We start from the raw sequence: 18,382 nt of genomic DNA on the forward strand, positions 1-18,382 counted from the left end.
TTGCCGAATCCTTCTTAAAAAACTAAACCTTACCTTAGATACATAGAAAACAAAATAACCCCGTCTTAACCCAAAATACAATGGTGACAACAGATTACTCCTTGGGAATCCTACAATACATTCCTTTTTTCTACGTGATTTGGTCAGATGATTTATTATCGGCTTCTGAAATTTCTGTGGTGGAGAAAAGCATTGCTGATGACACCTCTTTGGACCCCTCGGAAAAAAAGCAGCTTAATCATTGGCTCAACAGGGAAAATCCACCCAAGGACCAAGAGATAAAATCATGGAAACATACCATTGCCAGCTCTGGGGTAAAACTCGTGGAAAGTGACACTTATCCTTTGGCATCTTTGAGCAAACGTTTGACCCAAACACGCAGTGATGCCATTACGTTCAATGATCACTTAAAGCATATCGAAATTAATTTGGGCATACAGCCCAACCACTACAACCATTTGTTTGATGTTGAGGTGGTCCATGAAAAGACTTCGGATCTATACGACGCCAACATTCTGGACATCATCCTAAAAGGAAATCACGCAACGGTTGTGGATGAATTTCGGCAGTTTTTGAAACACCCATCCTTTACGTGGGACATCCGAAGAAACAAGGAAGAATTTAGGAGCACAATCTTGAAACAAGTAGCGCTTTTGGGTGAAAAGGGATACGGTGCCATGGCTTATCCCCCTGAATATGGGGGTACGGATAATATGCCCGCCTATGCCGCCATATTTGAGCATTTAATGTTTGTGGACGGTAGCCTTGCGGTAAAATTTGGGGTACAGTTTGGACTTTTTGGGGGAAGTATCCAAAAATTAGGCACCAAAAAACATCATGACCAATATTTATCCGATGCCGGGAAAACCAACCTACTCGGTTGTTTTGCCATGACCGAGACGGGGCACGGCTCTAACGTAAGGGGTATAAAAACTACTGCTACCTACGACACTACCACGGACTCCATCATCATCCATACTCCAGGCAAGAATGACAACAAAGAGTATATTGGCAATGCGCTGCATTCCAAAATTGCCACCGTTTTTGCCCAGCTTATCGTGAATGGAAAAAATGAAGGGGTACATGCCATCTTGGTGCCTTTACGGAACGAAAAACATGAACTACTCAAAGGTATCACCATTGAGGACAATGGCTACAAACTCGGGTTAAATGGAGTGGACAATGGGAAAATTTGGTTCAACACTATAAGTGTGCCCCGAGAAAATCTTTTGGACAAGTACGGAGAAATCACTTCAGACGGTCAATATTTTTCATCGATAAAAAATCCTAACAAACGTTTTTTCACCATGCTGAGCACGTTGGTAGGTGGACGCATTTGCGTAGCCCGTGGGGCTTTGGGGGGTGCCAAGATGGCCTTAGCCATAGCCGTTAAGCATGCTTTGAACCGTAGACAATTCAACGATAGCATCAAAATTCAAGAGGATTTGATCATGGACTACCCCACCCATCAACTTCGACTTACGCCAGCCATAGCCAGCGCTTATGTCTACCACGTTGCCTTGGAAGAAATAATGAAACGCTATAGTGATAATTCCCAACCTGACAAACGACAGATTGAAACCCAAGTGGCGGGCCTTAAATCAGTGATCACCTGGTTTGCCAATGACACCATCCAAGAATGCAGGGAGGCCTGTGGCGGAAAGGGTTATTTACTGGAAAACCGGATTGCTGACCTCAAGGGGGATGTGGATATCTTTACCACATTCGAAGGCGACAATACCGTGCTCCTGCAACTGGCCGCCAAAGGTATATTATCTGATTTTAAGGCGGAATTCAACAGTGCTGGGTTCACATCAGTGCTGAAATTGCTGCAAAGCCAACTTTCGGACAAATTAACGGCCATCAATCCGCTGTATTCCAATAAGGTGGATGCCGAACACTTGTACAACCCAAAATTCCACAAACATGCCTTTAATTACCGAACTCGTAGATTGACCTATACCTTGGCCATGCGGATTCGTGGTTATATCAAAAAAGGAGTGCCTTCGTATCAAGCATTCTTAAAGGTGCAAACCCATTTATTGGCCTTGGGAAAGGCCTACAGTACCGAATTGGCCTACTCCACTTTTTCTGAATTTTGCGCCACGGTACAGGATGAGACCTATAGGAATCTTTTGGAAAAGTTGGGTACACTCCATGCTTTGCAACAGATACACTTGGATGCTCGATGGTATTTGGAACAGGGTTATTTGGGGAGTACAAAATCCAAGGCGATACGCCAACGGATAGAACGTCTATCCACCGAACTACGACCCCATATTGAGGTCTTGGTGGACGGCTTTGGTATACCAGAGCATTGCCTTACTGCACCAATTGCCCAGTAAACTTATTCTTGTTTTTTGATGAGTTGGGAAGTATCCAGAAATTCATGGATTGTGATTTTCGGGGTACCGTAGAGGTATGTTCTGGAATCTCCTTTGGCACTGAGTTCAAGTTCCCCATGAGCGTAGATTCTCGCACTGGTATTGCTTTCCAAAACCATCTTAACGGTTCCTACTTCCATGGTTTCACCCTTATATTTGGCATTTCCGACCAACCGTGCCTGAATTCCATTCGAAGTTCCCTCCAGGGTCAATGAAGCATTGTCTTCCAAATCTACCAAGCTCACTTCGTTTACCGCATAGATGTATGCTTCCGACCTATGTCCCATGGTGATATTCAAGCTATCCACATCCACATTAAAATCCCCATGACTGGTATCTTCCAAGTTAATGTCCATGACCCCCACATTGGCTTTAATATCGAGCTTTGTATTATTGAATCCATCCACGAACAGTTCATCACTTTCAATACTATCATGGGAAAGAATACTGCCGTCTTTTAAAGTTATTGCCCTTAAATCCACATAATTTACGGTAATGTCCAATTGCTTCTTAGCGGTAACATCGTAATAGGAACTGATCAACAAAGTACCATCTTGCACATCAAACTTGAGGATATCGATAAGGTTATCATCGGCAACGACCTCATACCCCGGCCCGAAGGATTTCTTCAGTACAATATCGAGATTGTCATTTAAAATTATAGCATTGAACGGAGGAAGCTCTTCATTGACTTGGGTTACGATTCGGCTTCCTTTTATACGCGGTTTGCGCTGTGCTTGAATTAATATGGGAAAAATGAACAGAACTAAGACTACTATTTTTTTCACGGTTTTACTTTTTGGGGTTCTGTGCCTTAAAGATATTATAATTGTTGCTAACTCTTGTGATTCAATATCATACAATCAAAAAAGCCCATCCGTTTGGATGGGCCTCTATTTTATGATGTAACCTTAGTGGTTGAGTTCTTCTTCGTTTTCCTGAAGCGGTATGTTCTGCGGAACAAAATCCTGTCCCGGTATAATGTACTCCCCATTTTCGTAGGTCTTACTGTAATCGTAAGCCCAACGGGTCACATGTGGAATGGCTCCAGGCCAGTTTCCGTGCATGTGTTCTTGTGGGGTTGTCCACTCCAAGGTGTTGGCTTTCCATGGGTTTTGCGGACCTTTTTTACCGTAGAATATACTAATGATAAAGTTATAGGCAAATACCAATTGTACACCCGCAGTGATGATGGCAAACACGGTCATTAACACCTGAATGTTCGTTAAATCATCAAACATTGGGAACGCAGTGTTCTGATAGTAACGTCTTGGAACACCTGCCATTCCCACAAAGTGCATGGGGAAGAAGATTCCATAGGAACCAATGGCCGTTACCCAAAAATGGACATATCCTAAATTCTTGTTCATCATTCGTCCTTGGAACATCTTGGGGAACCAGTGATATACACCAGCAAACAATCCATAAAGTGCAGATATACCCATTACCAGATGGAAGTGGGCCACTACAAAATAGGTATCGTGAACGTTGATGTCCAAAGTACTGTCACCCAAAATAATACCTGTAAGACCCCCAGTAATAAAGGTAGACACCATTCCGATGGAGAATAACATACCTGGGTTTAATTGTAGATTACCTTTCCAAAGGGTCGTAATCCAGTTAAAGGCTTTAACCGCTGATGGAATCGCAATCAAAAGAGTTGTAAATGTAAATACAGAGCCTAAGAATGGGTTCATTCCTGAGATGAACATATGGTGTCCCCATACAATGGTAGAAAGGAACGCAATGGCCAAAATGGAAGCAATCATGGCACGGTATCCAAAAATAGGCTTACGTGCATTTACAGCCATTACTTCGGAAACAATTCCCATGGCAGGTAAAATAACGATGTATACCTCCGGGTGCCCCAAGAACCAGAATAAGTGTTCGTACAATACAGGTGATCCTCCTTGATAGTGCAATACCTCACCTTGGATAAAGATATCAGATAGGAAGAACGATGTTCCGAAGCTTCGGTCCATAATCAGTAACAAAGCTGCTGAAAGAAGAACTGGGAATGAAATCACCCCGATAACCGCTGTTACAAAGAACGCCCAGATGGTCAATGGCAAACGAGTCATTGACATCCCTTTGGTCCTCAGATTGATAACAGTTACGATATAGTTCAATGAACCCAACAACGAGGAAGCAATGAATATGGCCATGGAAACCAACCAAAGGGTCATCCCCATACCAGAACCGGGTTGCGCCATTGGTAAGGCGCTCAAGGGCGGATAAATGGTCCAACCTGCTGCAGCTGGTCCAGCTTCAACAAACAGGGAAATTACCATGATCACAGAAGACAGGAAGAACAACCAGTATGAAACCATATTCAAGAAACCGGAAGCCATATCCCTAGCGCCAATCTGCAAAGGAATCAATAAGTTACTGAAGGTACCACTCAATCCAGCGGTAAGCACAAAGAATACCATGATGGTACCGTGAATGGTAACCAATGCCAAGTAAATATCGGCATCCATGACCCCATCAGGCGCCCACTTTCCAAGTAGGGCCTCAAAGATTGGGAAGGATTCCCCTGGCCATGCCAATTGCATTCTAAACAACAGCGACATAGCTATACCGATGAATCCCATAATCAGACCTGTTATCAGGTACTGCTTGGAAATCATCTTATGGTCTTGACTAAAGATGTATTTGGTGATAAAGGTCTCTTTATGATGATGCCCGTGATCTTCGTGTCCGTGTTCGTCGTGTCCGGTAGCTGACATAATCTTCTTAAGTTTTGTTATGGTTTCTTTCCTAGCCTAAATTATTCTGCGGGAGCTACAGTTTGTTTGAATGTAGTCTGTTCCGCCATCCATTTGTTGAACTCCTCTTCGGTCTCCACTATAATCTTCATCTGCATATTATAGTGTGATTTTCCGCAAATTTTGTTGCAAAGCAATACATAATCGAACTCCCATGGGTCGGAATCCGGTCTTCCTTCTGCCGCCCATTCCGCTCTGATGGCATTGGTTCTTTTTACCTTATCCACTACGTCAGGGTTCAAACGCATTTCTTCCGTAGTAACAGTAGGCGTGAACGAGAATTGTGTAATCATACCTGGCACACAGTTCATTTGTGCCCTAAAGTGTGGCATATATGCTGAGTGCAATACGTCTTGTGAACGCATCATAAAGTTCACTTTTCTTCCTACGGGCAAATGCAATTCCTTTACAATAATATCATCATCGCCATTTGGGTCAGATTCATCCAATCCCAAGACATTTGCTCTATCAATATCTATAAGTCGTACACTTGCATCACCTAAAACATTGTCATCGCCTCCATATCTGGCTGTCCAGTTAAACTGCTGGGCATAAAGCTCAACAATCAAGGGGTCGTCCTCATCGTTGACATCCATGATGTTGGTCCACGTGTACAATCCCCAAAGAATCAATCCGGCCAAAACAACCACTGGGATAATGGTCCAAATGAACTCCAAACGGTCGTTATCTGCATAGAACAAGGCCTTTTTTCCTTCTTCGCCACGGTATTTGTACCCAAAATAATGCAACAAAGCCTGTGTGATAAACTGAACAAAGAAAATAATCGCAAAAGACACCCACATCAATTGGTCGTATTCACCACCATGAGCGGATGAAGCCTCAGGCAACAGTACCTTTGTATATTTTGCAAAACTGAAAATGGTGATTCCGTAGATGAATATCAGGAATGCAAACAAAAGATACCCGTTGTATTTGTTATCTGTATCGTTTGCTATCTCGGCCTTCTCTGTTTTAAGTTGGGACAATTCGAAAATCTTGGTCATTTGCCATATCGCAATCGCCACCAGTACTAAAACAGTCAATGTTAATAATGCAGTCATTGTATACTTATCTAAGACTTAAATCGTATTAATAATGAAAATGTCTACTTTCCTCAATAAATGGATTGCGCTTTGGTTGCAATGGCGCTTTGGTCAAGGTGTTGAACACCCAGTACACAAATAACCCTCCAAAGAACAATATACCTCCTATTTCTGGCAATCCAATATACCATTGATCCCCTACCGTGGCAGGCATAACCATATTGAAGACATCCAAATAGTGTCCGGCCAATACCACAATACCTGCCATAATCACAAACCAATTGACCCGCTTGTAGTCGCTGTTCATCAACACCAACAATGGGAACACAAAGTTCATGACCAACATGGCAAAGAACGGCAGTTTAAAATCTTGGAAACGCGCCACGTAGTACGTAACCTCTTCTGGAATGTTGGCGTACCAAATCAACATAAACTGGGCAAACCACAGATAGGTCCAGAAAATACTGATACCGAACATGAACTTGGCCAAATCGTGGATGTGGCTATTGTTCACTTGCTCCAAGTATCCTTTGGATTTCAGGTAAATGGTCACCATGGCAATCACAGTGATTCCTGAAACGAACATACTGGCAAATACATACCATCCGAAAAGGGTACTGAACCAGTGTGGGTCCAAACTCATGATCCAATCCCAGGACATCATGGATTCGGTAACGAGATAGAATACCAAGAATCCGGCAGACCATCTAAAGTTCTTTACAAAGTTGCTGTTATCATCGGACTCATCCTGAGCCAAAGAAAGTTTTCTGGAATATTCACGATAAAAAATCCATCCACCCAAAAATATAGCGGCCCTTACCAAGAAGAAGGTTGGGTTCAAATACCCTGCTTTTCCTTGTAATAGTTTATCGTGTGCCACAACATCGGCATCCATCCACACGAACATATGGTTCATGTGCATTACGGACAATACCAAAATCACAAATACGATGATACCTCCAGGCACCAAATATGAAGTAATTCCTTCCATGACCCTAAACAACAAGGGAGACCAACCGGCTTGTGCGGCGCGTTGTATGGCGTAGAAGGCCAATACTCCCAAAGCAATCATAAAGAAAAAGAAAGCAGCTACATACAGTGCGGCCCATGGCTTGTTCTGTAGTTGGTGCAACAAATGCTCATCATGAGCGGCATCATGTCCTTCATCATGTGAAGCTTCTGCGCCGTGTGCGGCACTTTCCCCATGGCCTTGATCACCTCCATGGCTTACAGCCTCTTGTCCGTGACCACCTCCGTGGCCATCATCATGGGCAGCCACAATGGCTTTTGCCTCTTCCACTGTTGATGGAGCCGATAGAAAACCAATGGCCAAGAAAATAACTCCAAGCCCCATGGCAATGAAAGATCCTATTTTAAGTCTGTTTGAAAAGGTGTACATAGTTTACTCTTATCCAATTATTTTGTTAGGTCCTCCTTTAACTTCATCACGTATTCTGACACCTGCCACATCTCTTCTTCATTGGCGAACTGAGATGCATAGGAGCCCATGGAATTCAATCCATAGTAAATGGCATGGTACGTGGTGCCCACGGTAATGTTTCGTGCCGCATCACCGTAGCTGGGAACACCCAATATTTTTTCACGTTTCACCAAATTCCCTTGTCCATCTCCTTTAGGTCCATGGCACACAGCGCAGTAAATGGCATACAATTCTGCCCCAGCCGTCAGATTTTCCTCCATGTTCAGAGAATCCAATGGACTTGTGTTCAATCTGGCCAGTTCTTTTCCTTCAGGAGTATTTTCGAACTCATAGGGCATGTACCCTCTTGAAATGGTTCCTTCCACAGGCAACATGGCTTCCGTTCCTTCAGGGAACAGTCCATTATCCACTCCTTGATAGGTTTCATATCCTACGCCTTCGTACATATTTGGCATAAATTGGTAGTTTGGTCTGTTTTTGTCAGCGCAAGCAGCAACAAACAACACCACGGCCAATACAACACTTATTTTACCTAGTAGTTTCATAGTATTAAGACTCCTTTTCTGTAACTTTTATTTCCACCGCTCCTGTTTCCCACAACAAATCGGTCAACTCCTTTTCATTGTCGTGCACTCCAATTTCCATCAAAAAATGGTCATCCGTAGTACGTTTGTCTGGGTTTTCTGCTTTTTTGAAGGGCCACATTTTACTTCTTAGGTAAAAGGTGATTACCATCAAGTGAGCCGCGAAGAAAACCGTCAACTCGAACATGATCGGAACAAAGGCGGGCATATTTTCCAAATAGCTAAAGCTGGGCTTTCCTCCAATATCTTGGGGCCAATCCTCAATCATGATGTAGTTCATCATCACAATGGCAACGGTCAATCCCAAACAGCCATACATGAAGGAAGTGATCGCAATTCGCGTATCTGCCAATCCCATGGCCTTGTCCAAACCGTGAACTGGGAAAGGGGTATATACTTCCTCTATATGATGGTGCTCTGCCCTCACTTTCTTTACGGCATGCATCAACACATCGTCATCGTGGTAAAGTGCCTGAATAACTTTTGATGCCATAACTATTTCTTATCGTTTAATTTTTTTGCTTGACCTGCCCAATCATCACGTTGTGCCCTTCCTGGGAAGGAACCGGTAATGGAATCCAACAGATCATATTCTTTTTCGGTCATTTTACTTACCTGTGCAAAGGTATGGATGCCTATCTGGTTCAAGGCTTCCTCCATTTGTGGACCAATACCTTTGACCTTTTTCAAGTCATCCGCAGTATCCGTTTCAGGGTCGAATGTGCCGATAGCTTCCAACAGGGATGAAACTTGTTTTGGATCGACCTCTTTTGCTTCAGCTTTAGGAGCCTCTACCTTTTTAGAGCCACCTTTAGCCGGCATTTCATACAATGGTTTTCCAGCATCCCTAAGCTTCTTGTACTTTTCCCCTGATGATTTCAAAATGGACTTCACTTCCGCCTGGGCAATTACAGGGAAGGTTCTGGAATACAATAGGAACAATACAAAGAAGAATCCAATGGTTCCGATGAAGATTCCGATATCCACAAAGGTTGGGGAGAACATCGTCCAAGAGGATGGCAGGTAATCCCTATGCAATGAGGTAACAATGATCACGAAACGCTCAAACCACATCCCTATGTTTACCACGATAGAGATAAAGAAAGAGAACATGATACTGGTACGCAATTTTTTGAACCACATGAACTGGGGAGAGAACACGTTACAGGTCATCATGGACCAGTAAGCCCACCAGTAAGGCCCTGTAGCCCTGTTCAAGAAGGCATATTGTTCGTACTCAACCCCTGAGTACCAAGCAATGAACAACTCCGTGATATAGGCACATCCAACGATGGAACCTGTGATCATGATTACGATGTTCATCAACTCAATATGTTGTACAGTGATATACGCTTCAAGGTTACACACTTTACGCATGATGATCAAAAGCGTGTTCACCATGGCAAATCCAGAGAAAATCGCACCAGCAACGAAGTACGGTGGGAAAATGGTGGTGTGCCATCCTGGAATTACCGAAGTAGCAAAGTCAAACGATACTATGGTGTGTACAGAAAGTACCAAAGGTGTTGCCAAACCAGCCAATACCAAGGAAACTTCCTCGAAACGTTGCCAGTCTTTGGCTCTACCTGTCCAACCGAAGCTCAACAGGCTGTATATTTTCTTTTGGAAAGGTTTTACCGCTCTATCGCGGATCATGGCGAAGTCAGGCAGTAGCCCTGTCCACCAGAATACCAATGATACAGAAAGGTAGGTTGAAATCGCAAATACGTCCCAAAGCAAAGGTGAGTTGAAGTTCACCCAAAGGGAACCGAATTGGTTAGGGATGGGAAGTACCCAATACCCCAACCATGGACGACCCATGTGGATGATCGGGAACAAACCTGCCTGCACTACCGAGAAGATGGTCATCGCCTCCGCGGAACGGTTGATCGCCATTCTCCACTTTTGACGGAACAACAACAGTACCGCCGAAATCAGGGTTCCTGCGTGACCAATACCCACCCACCATACAAAGTTGGTGATGTCCCAGGCCCAGTTCACGGTTCGGTTAAGACCCCAAACCCCAATACCAGTGGAAATGGTGTAAATGATACATCCTAGACCCCAAAGGAATGCCACAAGGGCAATGGTAAAGACAATCCACCATTGTTTATTGGCCTTTCCCTCTACCGGACGGGCAATGTCCACGGTTACATCGTGGTATCCTTTGTCTCCAAGTACTAAGGGCTTTCGAATAGGTGCTTCGTAATGCGACGCCATAATTTATCTTCTAGTTACTTCTTTTTATTGATTACGCCTCGTTGGTGTTTCTTACCTTAACATGATAGAACACATTGGGTTTTGTACCCACATGCTCCAATAAGTGGTACATTCTATCATCTTCCTTCAACTTGGCAACCTTACTTTCATTGTCGTTGATGTCTCCAAATACCATGGCTCCACTGCTACATGCCGCAGAACAGGCTGTCTGGAACTCACCATCCTTGATGACTCGTCCATCTCGCTTGGCATCCAAAATGGTCTTTTGTGTCATTTGGATACACATCGAGCATTTTTCCATCACCCCTCTTGAACGAACGTTCACGTCTGGGTTGATGACCATTTTGCCCAAGTCATTGTTCATATTGAAATCGAACTCGTCATTGTTGTTGTACAAGAACCAGTTGAATCGACGTACTTTATACGGACAGTTGTTGGCACAATATCTAGTACCCACACAACGGTTGTAGGCCATATGGTTTTGACCTTGCCTACTGTGCGACGTGGCCGCAACCGGACAAACTGTTTCACAAGGTGCGTGGTTACAGTGCTGGCACATTACCGGCTGGAAGGCTACCTGAGGATTGGCAGATGGATCTTCCATCTCCCTGAATCCGCCTAAGGAACCTTTTTCACCCCAAAGACCATCCATTCCATCCTTCTTCTCATTATCCTGCTCAAAGGTCTCCTCTGAAGAGTAATATCTATCGATTCTCAACCAGTGCATGTCCCGTGAACGACGCATCTCCGCTTTACCCACAACCGGAACGTTGTTTTCAGCATGACAAGCTATAACACAAGCCCCACATCCTGTACAAGCATTCAAGTCGATGGACAAGTTAAAGTGGTGCCCAATGGAACGATCGAACTCATCCCAAAGGTCGGCATCTGGAGAAGTCACAGGGATTTCATTGTGGTTCAATGAAACATGTGGCATATGATTCCATTCTGCATGGTCTTTAGTATTGAAGATTTCCAAGGTGGTTTCCTTGATGATATCCCCTCTACCCATCAATGTTTTTTGCGACTGGATACAAGCAAATTCATGCTCTCCACCCACTTTTTCAATGGTTACGGACTGTACATCTGAAAAATTGGAATACAAAGCGTAAGCATTTACCCCCGTGGCCATTTCAGACTGCATTCCGGCTTTTTTACCATATCCAAAAGAAAGTCCCACGGTACCTACTGCCTGACCAGGCTGTACGATTACAGGAACGTTTTCCAATACTTTTCCGTCCACGGTAAGGTTCACGTAACTACCATTCACTCCACCATCGGCAACCATTTTGTTTTCAACCTCCCATTTTTCGGCATCGGCTTTGGAAACGGTCACATAGTTGTCCCAAGAAACCCTGGAAATAGGATCAGGAAACTCTTGCAACCATGGGTTATTGGCTTGACGACCATCACCCATACCTACTTTGGAATATAGCACCAATTCCGTTCCGGTACTGGTAGCATTCACCAAGGAGCGAATTGCGGATGCAATGGGAACCACTGTGGATTCACCTTCTGCTTCTTCCACCTCAGCTTGCGAAGCTGCAACAGCACCCTCTTCTTGGGCAACAGGAGCAGAAGCTACAAAAACCCCATCCTGAAGCGCCTTGTTCCAAGACCCTCCTTGAAGAATATCTGTGCTCCAAGTTTCCTTAATGTAATCATAATATGTTTTTTCACTACCCATCCAAGTCAACAAAGCGGTTTGAAACTGTCTAGTATCAAACAACTGTCGGATGGCAGGTTGCATTAAAGTGTATTGTCCTTTTCTGAATTGCGCATCTCCCCAAGACTCCAAGTAATGGGAAGCAGCAGCTACATAACCAGCCGCTTGGGCGGTTTCATCATTATTGAAAGCAAATGCCACGGAAACATCAACCTTCTCAAGTCCGGATACGAACTCATCAGCATTTGGCAATGTGTACACAGGATTCACCCCGTCCATAATCAAAGCTCCAACACGACCGGCATTCATATCGGCAATCAACTTGCCTACTTTGGCCGTATCACCTTGACGAACATATCTTGGGTTCTCCGCATCAAAAGCTTCACTGGCCAATAATTTATTGATGGCCAAGACAACAGTCTGCGCATTTACATCATTAAGTCCTGTAACCACAACAGCTTTGCTTCCTGCTTTTTTCAACTCGGAAGCAACCTTATCCACAGCCTCATCCACATCAGAAGTACCTCCACCAACACTACTGCCGTTCAATTTGCCATACAACTTGGCCAAGGCAATTTTTTGTTGGGTGGGAGTCATGGGATAACGTTTATCCGCATTGGCTCCGGACAAAGACATATTGGACTCCAATTGAATGTGCCTGGACATTTTCCCATGTTTGGGCACACGTCCTTTGGCGTATCCACTATCATATCCTCCTCCTTGCCAATCTCCTAAGAAATCAGCCCCGAAGGAAACAATCAATTCTGCTTTTTCAAAATCGTAATCAGCCAAGGCACGTTCACCATAGGCCTCATTGAATGCGTTGAGTGCAGCGTCTTCAGAAATGGCATCGTAAACCACGTGGTTCACATTTTCACCATAAGCTTCCTTGAACTCGGCAATCAATTTATCGGTAGATGGGCTTGCATAGGTTTGGGTCAACAAAACAATTTGTCGGTTAGAACCTTTCAAACTACCCAACTTCGCTTTTACCGTAGCATCCAACACCTTCCACTCCACAGGCTCACCATTGGCACTTGGCCCCTGAACCCTCTTGCTATCATATAGCGTCAACACAGAGGCCTGAACCCTTGCATTGGCACTTCCATTCACCTTGGCATCGGTGTTATTTTCAATCTTTATAGGTCTTCCTTCCCTTGTTTTCACCAAAACACTGGCAAAATCAAAACCATCCGCAATAGTGGTCGCGTAATAGTTGGCCACCCCCGGAACAATATTGTCCGGCTGTACCACGTAGGGTATGGACTTGTGGACCGGCCCTTCACATGCAGCAACCGCTGCCGCAGCTGTACTGAACCCAACATATTTCAGAAAGTCCCTTCTGTTGGTATTTGAAGCGGACAAGTTTTCCTTGTCACCCAAAAACTCATCAACGGGGATCTGTTCTGTAAATTCGTTTTGTCTTAGCGTCTCAACAATGGAATCGTTCGGATTCAACTCCGCTTCACTTTTCCAATATTTTTTGTTTGATGCCATACGATATATCTGAGATTATCTTCCTTTAATTCTTAATAGTGACACTTACCACATTCTATACCACCCATCATGGCCGCGGTCAACTGCTCAACGCCATATTTTTTGGACAACTCCTCATGAATGGCCTCGTAGTATGCATTGCCCTCCATCTTTACATTGGTCTCCCTGTGACAGTTCACACACCAACCCATGGTCAATGGTGCAAATTGCTCCACAACTTCCATTTCCTCGATTGGTCCGTGACAGGTTTGACAGGCTATCCCTGCAACCGATACGTGTTGGGAGTGATTGAAATAGGCAAAATCTGGCAGGTTATGGATTCTCACCCATTGCACTGGCTTTGTTTCACCCGTATATTTTTGATTTTCCTCATCCCATCCAACAGCTTTATACAACTTTTTGATTTCAGCTGTATAGAATTCATTGGTGTGCCCAGCAGCCAAATCCTCAGCTGATGGCCCTTCAGGGTTTCCAGCATATTCATAAATGGATTTGTGACAATTCATACACACGTTCAATGAGGGTATTCCTGAAGTTTTGGACACCCTTGCCGAAGAGTGGCAATACTTACAATCTATCTTATTATCCCCGGCGTGGATTTTGTGCGAAAAGTGAATGGGCTGTACGGGAGCATATCCTTGATCAACACCAACCTGCATCATCCAACCATATGCAAAATACGCACTGGCCAACAACAGGAAGATAGCACTCACCAAGACCAAAAATTGGTTCTGGGCAAAAGCTTTCCAAATTGGCAGACGTTTCTCCGCCTTTTCATTTTCCAAGACAACACCATTGGCTTCCGCTATTCTACGCAACGTCTTGTTCACCAAGACCAACATAATCACCAAAAGACCAAACACCAACGCCAAAGCTCCCAAAATCACTTCATTGGATATTCCACCTGACGAAGCGGAACCTCCATCACCTCCACCTGACGCCGCCGGAGCAACTGCAGGTTTGGCAGGCGGTGCGGCCGTGTAGGCCAAAATATCATCCATATCCTGATTGGACAATGTTGGGAAAGGCGTCATTGCCGCCTGGTTGTATTCAGCATAAATCCTATTGGCGTAATCATCCCCGGAACTGATCATTCCCGGACTGTTCTTAATCCAAGCATAAAGCCATTCTTTATCCAATCCTTCATCTTCCATCAAACGGGACTCCACATTGGCCAATGCGGGACCGGTCATTTTGCGATCCAAGGCATGACAAGCGGCACAGTTCTGATTAAAGAGCTGTTTCCCTTTTACAGGGTCACCACCACCGGCATCGGCAGCAGCTTCTTCCTGCGCATAAAATGAAATGGAAAAAAATAGGAGAGAAAGACCTAAAATTTTAGAAAATAGATGGCGGTACAAAACCTTTTTCATATTAACGAAATTTCTATCGAAATCTTTGGCATGATTGTTTCTATTGATATAGAGAACAATAGCTTTTTATCCTACCAAAATTGATCACAAAAGTACGACATAGCACCATTTTTTGAAATGTTAAGGTATTTATAACATCTAATTTATAAAGATTCTAAATAAAAGGCGGCCCACAGGTTTAGACCATAAAAATTTACTTTTGCATAAACATATTAATACAAAACACTTGAATCCTATGAAATCTCTTGTATATGCATTCTTTTTTATTGGGCTTTCCCTACAATTGTCCGCACAAGAGGGCAGGGTTTCCATACAGCAAGATTCTAGAATAGATGAATTGGTCAAGCTCTATGCCGAGGCAAATTCAAAAGCTGAATTTTATCAGATACAAGTAGGATTTGGCTCCTATCAGAAAGCACAAAATCTAAAGGCTCAAGTAGACATAGATTTTCCAGGATGGTATTCCAAGATTGAGTTTGAATCCCCCACTTATCGGGTACGCCTTGGAAAGTTCAAAACAAAATTGGAAGCTGAACGAAAATATCTTGAAGTCCGAAAAAAATATCCGGATGCCATGCTACTTAAACCGGAAAATTCTTCCAAATAAAAAAATCCCGTTTAAAACGGGATTTTTTTATTTCTATGTTATCTCTTTTTAGAGCTTTTTCTTTACTGCCACTTCTTGGAAAGCTTCTAAAATATCACCTTCCCTGACATCATTGTAGTTTTTCACCTGAAGACCGCAATCATACCCTTTGGAAACTTCTTTCACATCATCCTTAAATCGTTTCAAGGATGCAAGTTCTCCTGTATATATGACCACCCCATCCCGGATAAGCCGTATTTGGGAATTTCTGAAAATCTTTCCACTGGTGACCATACAACCTGCGATGGTTCCGATTTTGGATATTTTGAAAGTTTCCCTGATTTCAGCATTACCAGTGACTTCTTCCTTCATCTCTGGCGAAAGCATACCTTCCATGGCGTCTTTCAAATCATTGATGGCATCATAAATAATGGAATAGGTCCTGATATCAATCTCCTCTTTCTCGGCGACCATGCGGGCATTGCCCATAGGCCTTACATTGAATCCTATAATAATGGCGTCTGAAGCACTTGCCAACAAGACATCCGATTCTGTAATGGCACCAACACCCTTATGGATGATGTTCACCTGAATTTCGTCAGTAGACAATTTTTGGAACGAATCCGTCAAGGCTTCCACTGAACCATCCACATCACCCTTGAGGATAATATTAAGCTCTTTGAAGTCGCCCAATGCAATTCGTCGTCCAATTTCATCAAGTGTGATATGTCTTTGGGTCCTGACCGTTTGTTCCCGTTGCAACTGTGAACGTTTTGCGGCTATTTGTTTGGCCTCACGTTCATCTTCCAACACATTGAACCTATCCCCTGCTTGTGGGGCACCATCCAATCCCAAAATTGAAATTGGTGTGGCCGGTCCGGCAATTTTCACGTTCTTACCTCGCTCGTCTTGCATGGCTTTTACTTTACCACTGCATGTACCAGCCAAGACATAGTCTCCTATTTTTAAAGTTCCTGTCTGAACCAAAATGGTCGAGACATAACCCCGGCCTTTATCCAAAAAGGCTTCAACAACGGTACCTGATGCCAATCGGGCAGGATTAGCCTTCAGCTCCAACAACTCGGCTTCCAATAAAACTTTTTCCAATAATTCCTTGACACCTTGCCCAGTTTTGGCAGAAATATCATGGGACTGGATTTTTCCACCCCAATCTTCCACCAAAAGGTTCATCTGCGCTAGGCCTTCTTTAATTTTATCGGGATTGGCCGTTGGCTTGTCCACCTTGTTTATCGCAAACACAATGGGCACACCAGCCGCCTGTGCGTGACTGATGGCCTCTTTGGTCTGAGGCATGATATCGTCATCCGCAGCAATCACAATGATAGCGATATCGGTAACCTGGGCTCCACGGGCACGCATTGCCGTAAAGGCTTCGTGTCCCGGAGTATCCAAGAAGGTTATTCGCTGACCATTATCCAGGGAAACCCCGTAGGCACCAATGTGCTGCGTAATTCCCCCACTTTCTCCGGCAATAACATTTTCTTCCCTGATATAATCCAACAATGAGGTTTTACCGTGGTCTACGTGACCCATAACGGTAACAATCGGCGCTCTTGGTTTTAAATCGTCCGGAGCATCGACTTCTTCCTCAATGGACTCTTCTATTTCAGCGGTAACGAATTCTACCTCATATCCAAACTCATCGGCAACAATGGAAAGTGTCTCAGCATCCAAACGCTGGTTCATGGTCACCATGATACCTAAAGACATACAGGCAGAAATAATCTGGGTCGTGGAGACATCCATCATGGTAGCCACTTCGTTTACCGTAACAAACTCGGTCACCTTAAGGATTTTACTTTCCAGCTCTTGTTGTTCAAGATCTTTCTCTGTCTGTTGACGGTGTTGATCTCTTTTCTCCCTTCTATATTTGGCTCCTTTGCCCTTTCCAGATTTCCCTTGGAGTTTTTCCAAGGTTTCCCTTACCTGCTTTTGTACTTCTTCTTCTGTAGGCTCCACTTTGGGAACGGAGGTACGTTGGCCACCCCTTCTTCCTTGTCCGTTACCCCCTCTATTATTGGGGCGTCCATTTCCAGGTTGACCATCATTCTTAACAATTCTTTTCCTTCTTTTCCTACGGTCGGAACTACTGTCGGAATCCTTGGAATCAGTTTTCTTCTGATCCTCTTTCTTCTTCTTTGGTTTATTGAATTGTGTAAGGTCTATCTTGGCCCCAGTAATCTTGGGTCCGGAAAGTTTCTTGTATTGGGTTTTGATGGTATCGGACTCTTCTTTGGGAGCTTCTTCTTTGACTTCCTCCTTCTTTGCCTCTACCTTGACTTCTTTGGGAGCCTCCTTTTTTGGAGTCTCTTCTTTTTCAGGGACTTTTTCTTCAACCTTGGGCTCCTCAACTACTTGTTCTTGTTCTTCAACTTTGGGAGCTTCCGACTTTTTGTCCAAATCTATTTTACCAACGGTCTTGGGACCGGCAAGTTCCGCTTTGGCTTTGATCACCTGCTGTTCTGCCTCTCTTTTTTCCCTAGCCAGTCTGCGCTCTTCCTGCTCCTGCTCCATCTGGATTCGGATAGCCTCTTTCTCTTTGCGCTTTTCCTCGCCAACCTCTTTGGAAGCTACCTTCTTGCTCTTGTCCGTCTGGAATTCATCCAACAGTACTTGATACACTTCGTCCGTGATCTTGGTCGTGGGACGTGCCTCCACGTCATGTCCTTTTGACGAAAGGTAATCCACTGCCCGATCAAGTGAAATGTTCAATTCCCTGAGAACTTTGTTAAGTCGTATTGTTGGGTTTCCTGCCATAAATTGTTTTACTTGCCCTAAAATTCGCTGCTAATATATAGT

Annotated in this window: 12 protein-coding genes; 2 read left to right on the top strand and 10 right to left on the bottom strand. The window is 44.0% G+C overall.

Going from position 1 to position 18,382, the window contains the following annotated elements; translation table 11 throughout:
- Positions 1-80 precede the first annotated feature (80 nt).
- Entirely contained in the window at positions 81-2,345 is a 2,265-nt protein-coding gene (locus ACP14V_RS13665) for an acyl-CoA dehydrogenase (protein ID WP_272608579.1), read from the top strand.
- Positions 2,346-2,347: 2 nt separating this feature from the next.
- Here ACP14V_RS13665 and ACP14V_RS13670 read toward each other — a convergent pair whose 3' ends face one another.
- From ACP14V_RS13670 to ACP14V_RS13710, 9 genes are all read right to left on the bottom strand, one after another.
- Positions 2,348-3,172, bottom strand: a complete 825-nt coding sequence (locus tag ACP14V_RS13670; protein WP_272608580.1) for a GIN domain-containing protein — start codon at positions 3,170-3,172, stop codon at positions 2,348-2,350.
- Between the two features lie 123 nt (positions 3,173-3,295).
- Positions 3,296-5,113, bottom strand: a complete 1,818-nt coding sequence (locus ACP14V_RS13675; RefSeq protein WP_136566710.1) for a cytochrome c oxidase subunit I — start codon at positions 5,111-5,113, stop codon at positions 3,296-3,298.
- Positions 5,114-5,154: 41 nt separating this feature from the next.
- Positions 5,155-6,213 (bottom strand): cytochrome c oxidase subunit II, encoded by a 1,059-nt coding sequence (locus ACP14V_RS13680; protein WP_272608581.1) that lies wholly within the window; start codon positions 6,211-6,213, stop codon positions 5,155-5,157.
- Positions 6,214-6,241: 28 nt separating this feature from the next.
- Positions 6,242-7,594: a quinol:cytochrome C oxidoreductase gene (locus tag ACP14V_RS13685; RefSeq protein ID WP_272608582.1), complete on the bottom strand. Its 1,353-nt coding sequence runs from the start codon at positions 7,592-7,594 to the stop codon at positions 6,242-6,244.
- Between the two features lie 17 nt (positions 7,595-7,611).
- Positions 7,612-8,181: a c-type cytochrome gene (locus ACP14V_RS13690; protein ID WP_272608583.1), complete on the bottom strand. Its 570-nt coding sequence runs from the start codon at positions 8,179-8,181 to the stop codon at positions 7,612-7,614.
- 4 nt (positions 8,182-8,185) lie between these two features.
- Positions 8,186-8,713: a DUF3341 domain-containing protein gene (locus ACP14V_RS13695; protein ID WP_129655472.1), complete on the bottom strand. Its 528-nt coding sequence runs from the start codon at positions 8,711-8,713 to the stop codon at positions 8,186-8,188.
- A gap of 2 nt (positions 8,714-8,715) precedes the next feature.
- Positions 8,716-10,440: an NrfD/PsrC family molybdoenzyme membrane anchor subunit gene (gene nrfD, locus ACP14V_RS13700; protein WP_272608584.1), complete on the bottom strand. Its 1,725-nt coding sequence runs from the start codon at positions 10,438-10,440 to the stop codon at positions 8,716-8,718.
- Positions 10,441-10,471: 31 nt separating this feature from the next.
- On the bottom strand, positions 10,472-13,603 hold the full coding sequence (locus tag ACP14V_RS13705) for a TAT-variant-translocated molybdopterin oxidoreductase (protein WP_272608585.1): 3,132 nt from the start codon (positions 13,601-13,603) through the stop codon (positions 10,472-10,474).
- A gap of 32 nt (positions 13,604-13,635) precedes the next feature.
- Positions 13,636-14,976 carry a cytochrome c3 family protein gene (locus ACP14V_RS13710; protein WP_272608586.1) on the bottom strand — a complete coding sequence of 447 codons (1,341 nt, stop codon included), beginning with the start codon at positions 14,974-14,976 and terminating at the stop codon, positions 13,636-13,638.
- A gap of 235 nt (positions 14,977-15,211) precedes the next feature.
- On the opposite strand from ACP14V_RS13710, the gene ACP14V_RS13715 reads away from it, so the two are divergent.
- The gene (locus ACP14V_RS13715) at positions 15,212-15,583 is read left to right on the top strand and encodes an SPOR domain-containing protein (protein WP_136566703.1); all 372 of its coding nucleotides are present in this window, start codon (positions 15,212-15,214) and stop codon (positions 15,581-15,583) included.
- Positions 15,584-15,631: 48 nt separating this feature from the next.
- Here the strand turns inward: ACP14V_RS13715 and infB are convergent, their stop codons facing one another.
- Positions 15,632-18,340, bottom strand: a complete 2,709-nt coding sequence (infB, locus tag ACP14V_RS13720) for a translation initiation factor IF-2 (RefSeq protein ID WP_136566702.1) — start codon at positions 18,338-18,340, stop codon at positions 15,632-15,634.
- Positions 18,341-18,382 lie beyond the last annotated feature (42 nt).

The organism is Flagellimonas alvinocaridis, assembly GCF_965248585.1.
GTDB lineage: Bacteria > Bacteroidota > Bacteroidia > Flavobacteriales > Flavobacteriaceae > Flagellimonas > Flagellimonas alvinocaridis.

Bases quoted from the DNA above. Each gene is read 5' to 3' on its own strand.
- ACP14V_RS13665 (WP_272608579.1), top strand. From the start codon at position 81: ATGGTGACAACAGATTACTCCTTGGGAATCCTACAATACATTCCTTTT.
- ACP14V_RS13675 (WP_136566710.1), bottom strand. From the start codon at position 5,113: ATGTCAGCTACCGGACACGACGAACACGGACACGAAGATCACGGGCAT.
- ACP14V_RS13680 (WP_272608581.1), bottom strand. From the start codon at position 6,213: ATGACTGCATTATTAACATTGACTGTTTTAGTACTGGTGGCGATTGCG.
- ACP14V_RS13685 (WP_272608582.1), bottom strand. From the start codon at position 7,594: ATGTACACCTTTTCAAACAGACTTAAAATAGGATCTTTCATTGCCATG.
- ACP14V_RS13690 (WP_272608583.1), bottom strand. From the start codon at position 8,181: ATGAAACTACTAGGTAAAATAAGTGTTGTATTGGCCGTGGTGTTGTTT.
- ACP14V_RS13695 (WP_129655472.1), bottom strand. From the start codon at position 8,713: ATGGCATCAAAAGTTATTCAGGCACTTTACCACGATGACGATGTGTTG.
- nrfD (WP_272608584.1), bottom strand. From the start codon at position 10,440: ATGGCGTCGCATTACGAAGCACCTATTCGAAAGCCCTTAGTACTTGGA.
- ACP14V_RS13705 (WP_272608585.1), bottom strand. From the start codon at position 13,603: ATGGCATCAAACAAAAAATATTGGAAAAGTGAAGCGGAGTTGAATCCG.
- ACP14V_RS13710 (WP_272608586.1), bottom strand. From the start codon at position 14,976: ATGAAAAAGGTTTTGTACCGCCATCTATTTTCTAAAATTTTAGGTCTT.
- ACP14V_RS13715 (WP_136566703.1), top strand. From the start codon at position 15,212: ATGAAATCTCTTGTATATGCATTCTTTTTTATTGGGCTTTCCCTACAA.
- infB (WP_136566702.1), bottom strand. From the start codon at position 18,340: ATGGCAGGAAACCCAACAATACGACTTAACAAAGTTCTCAGGGAATTG.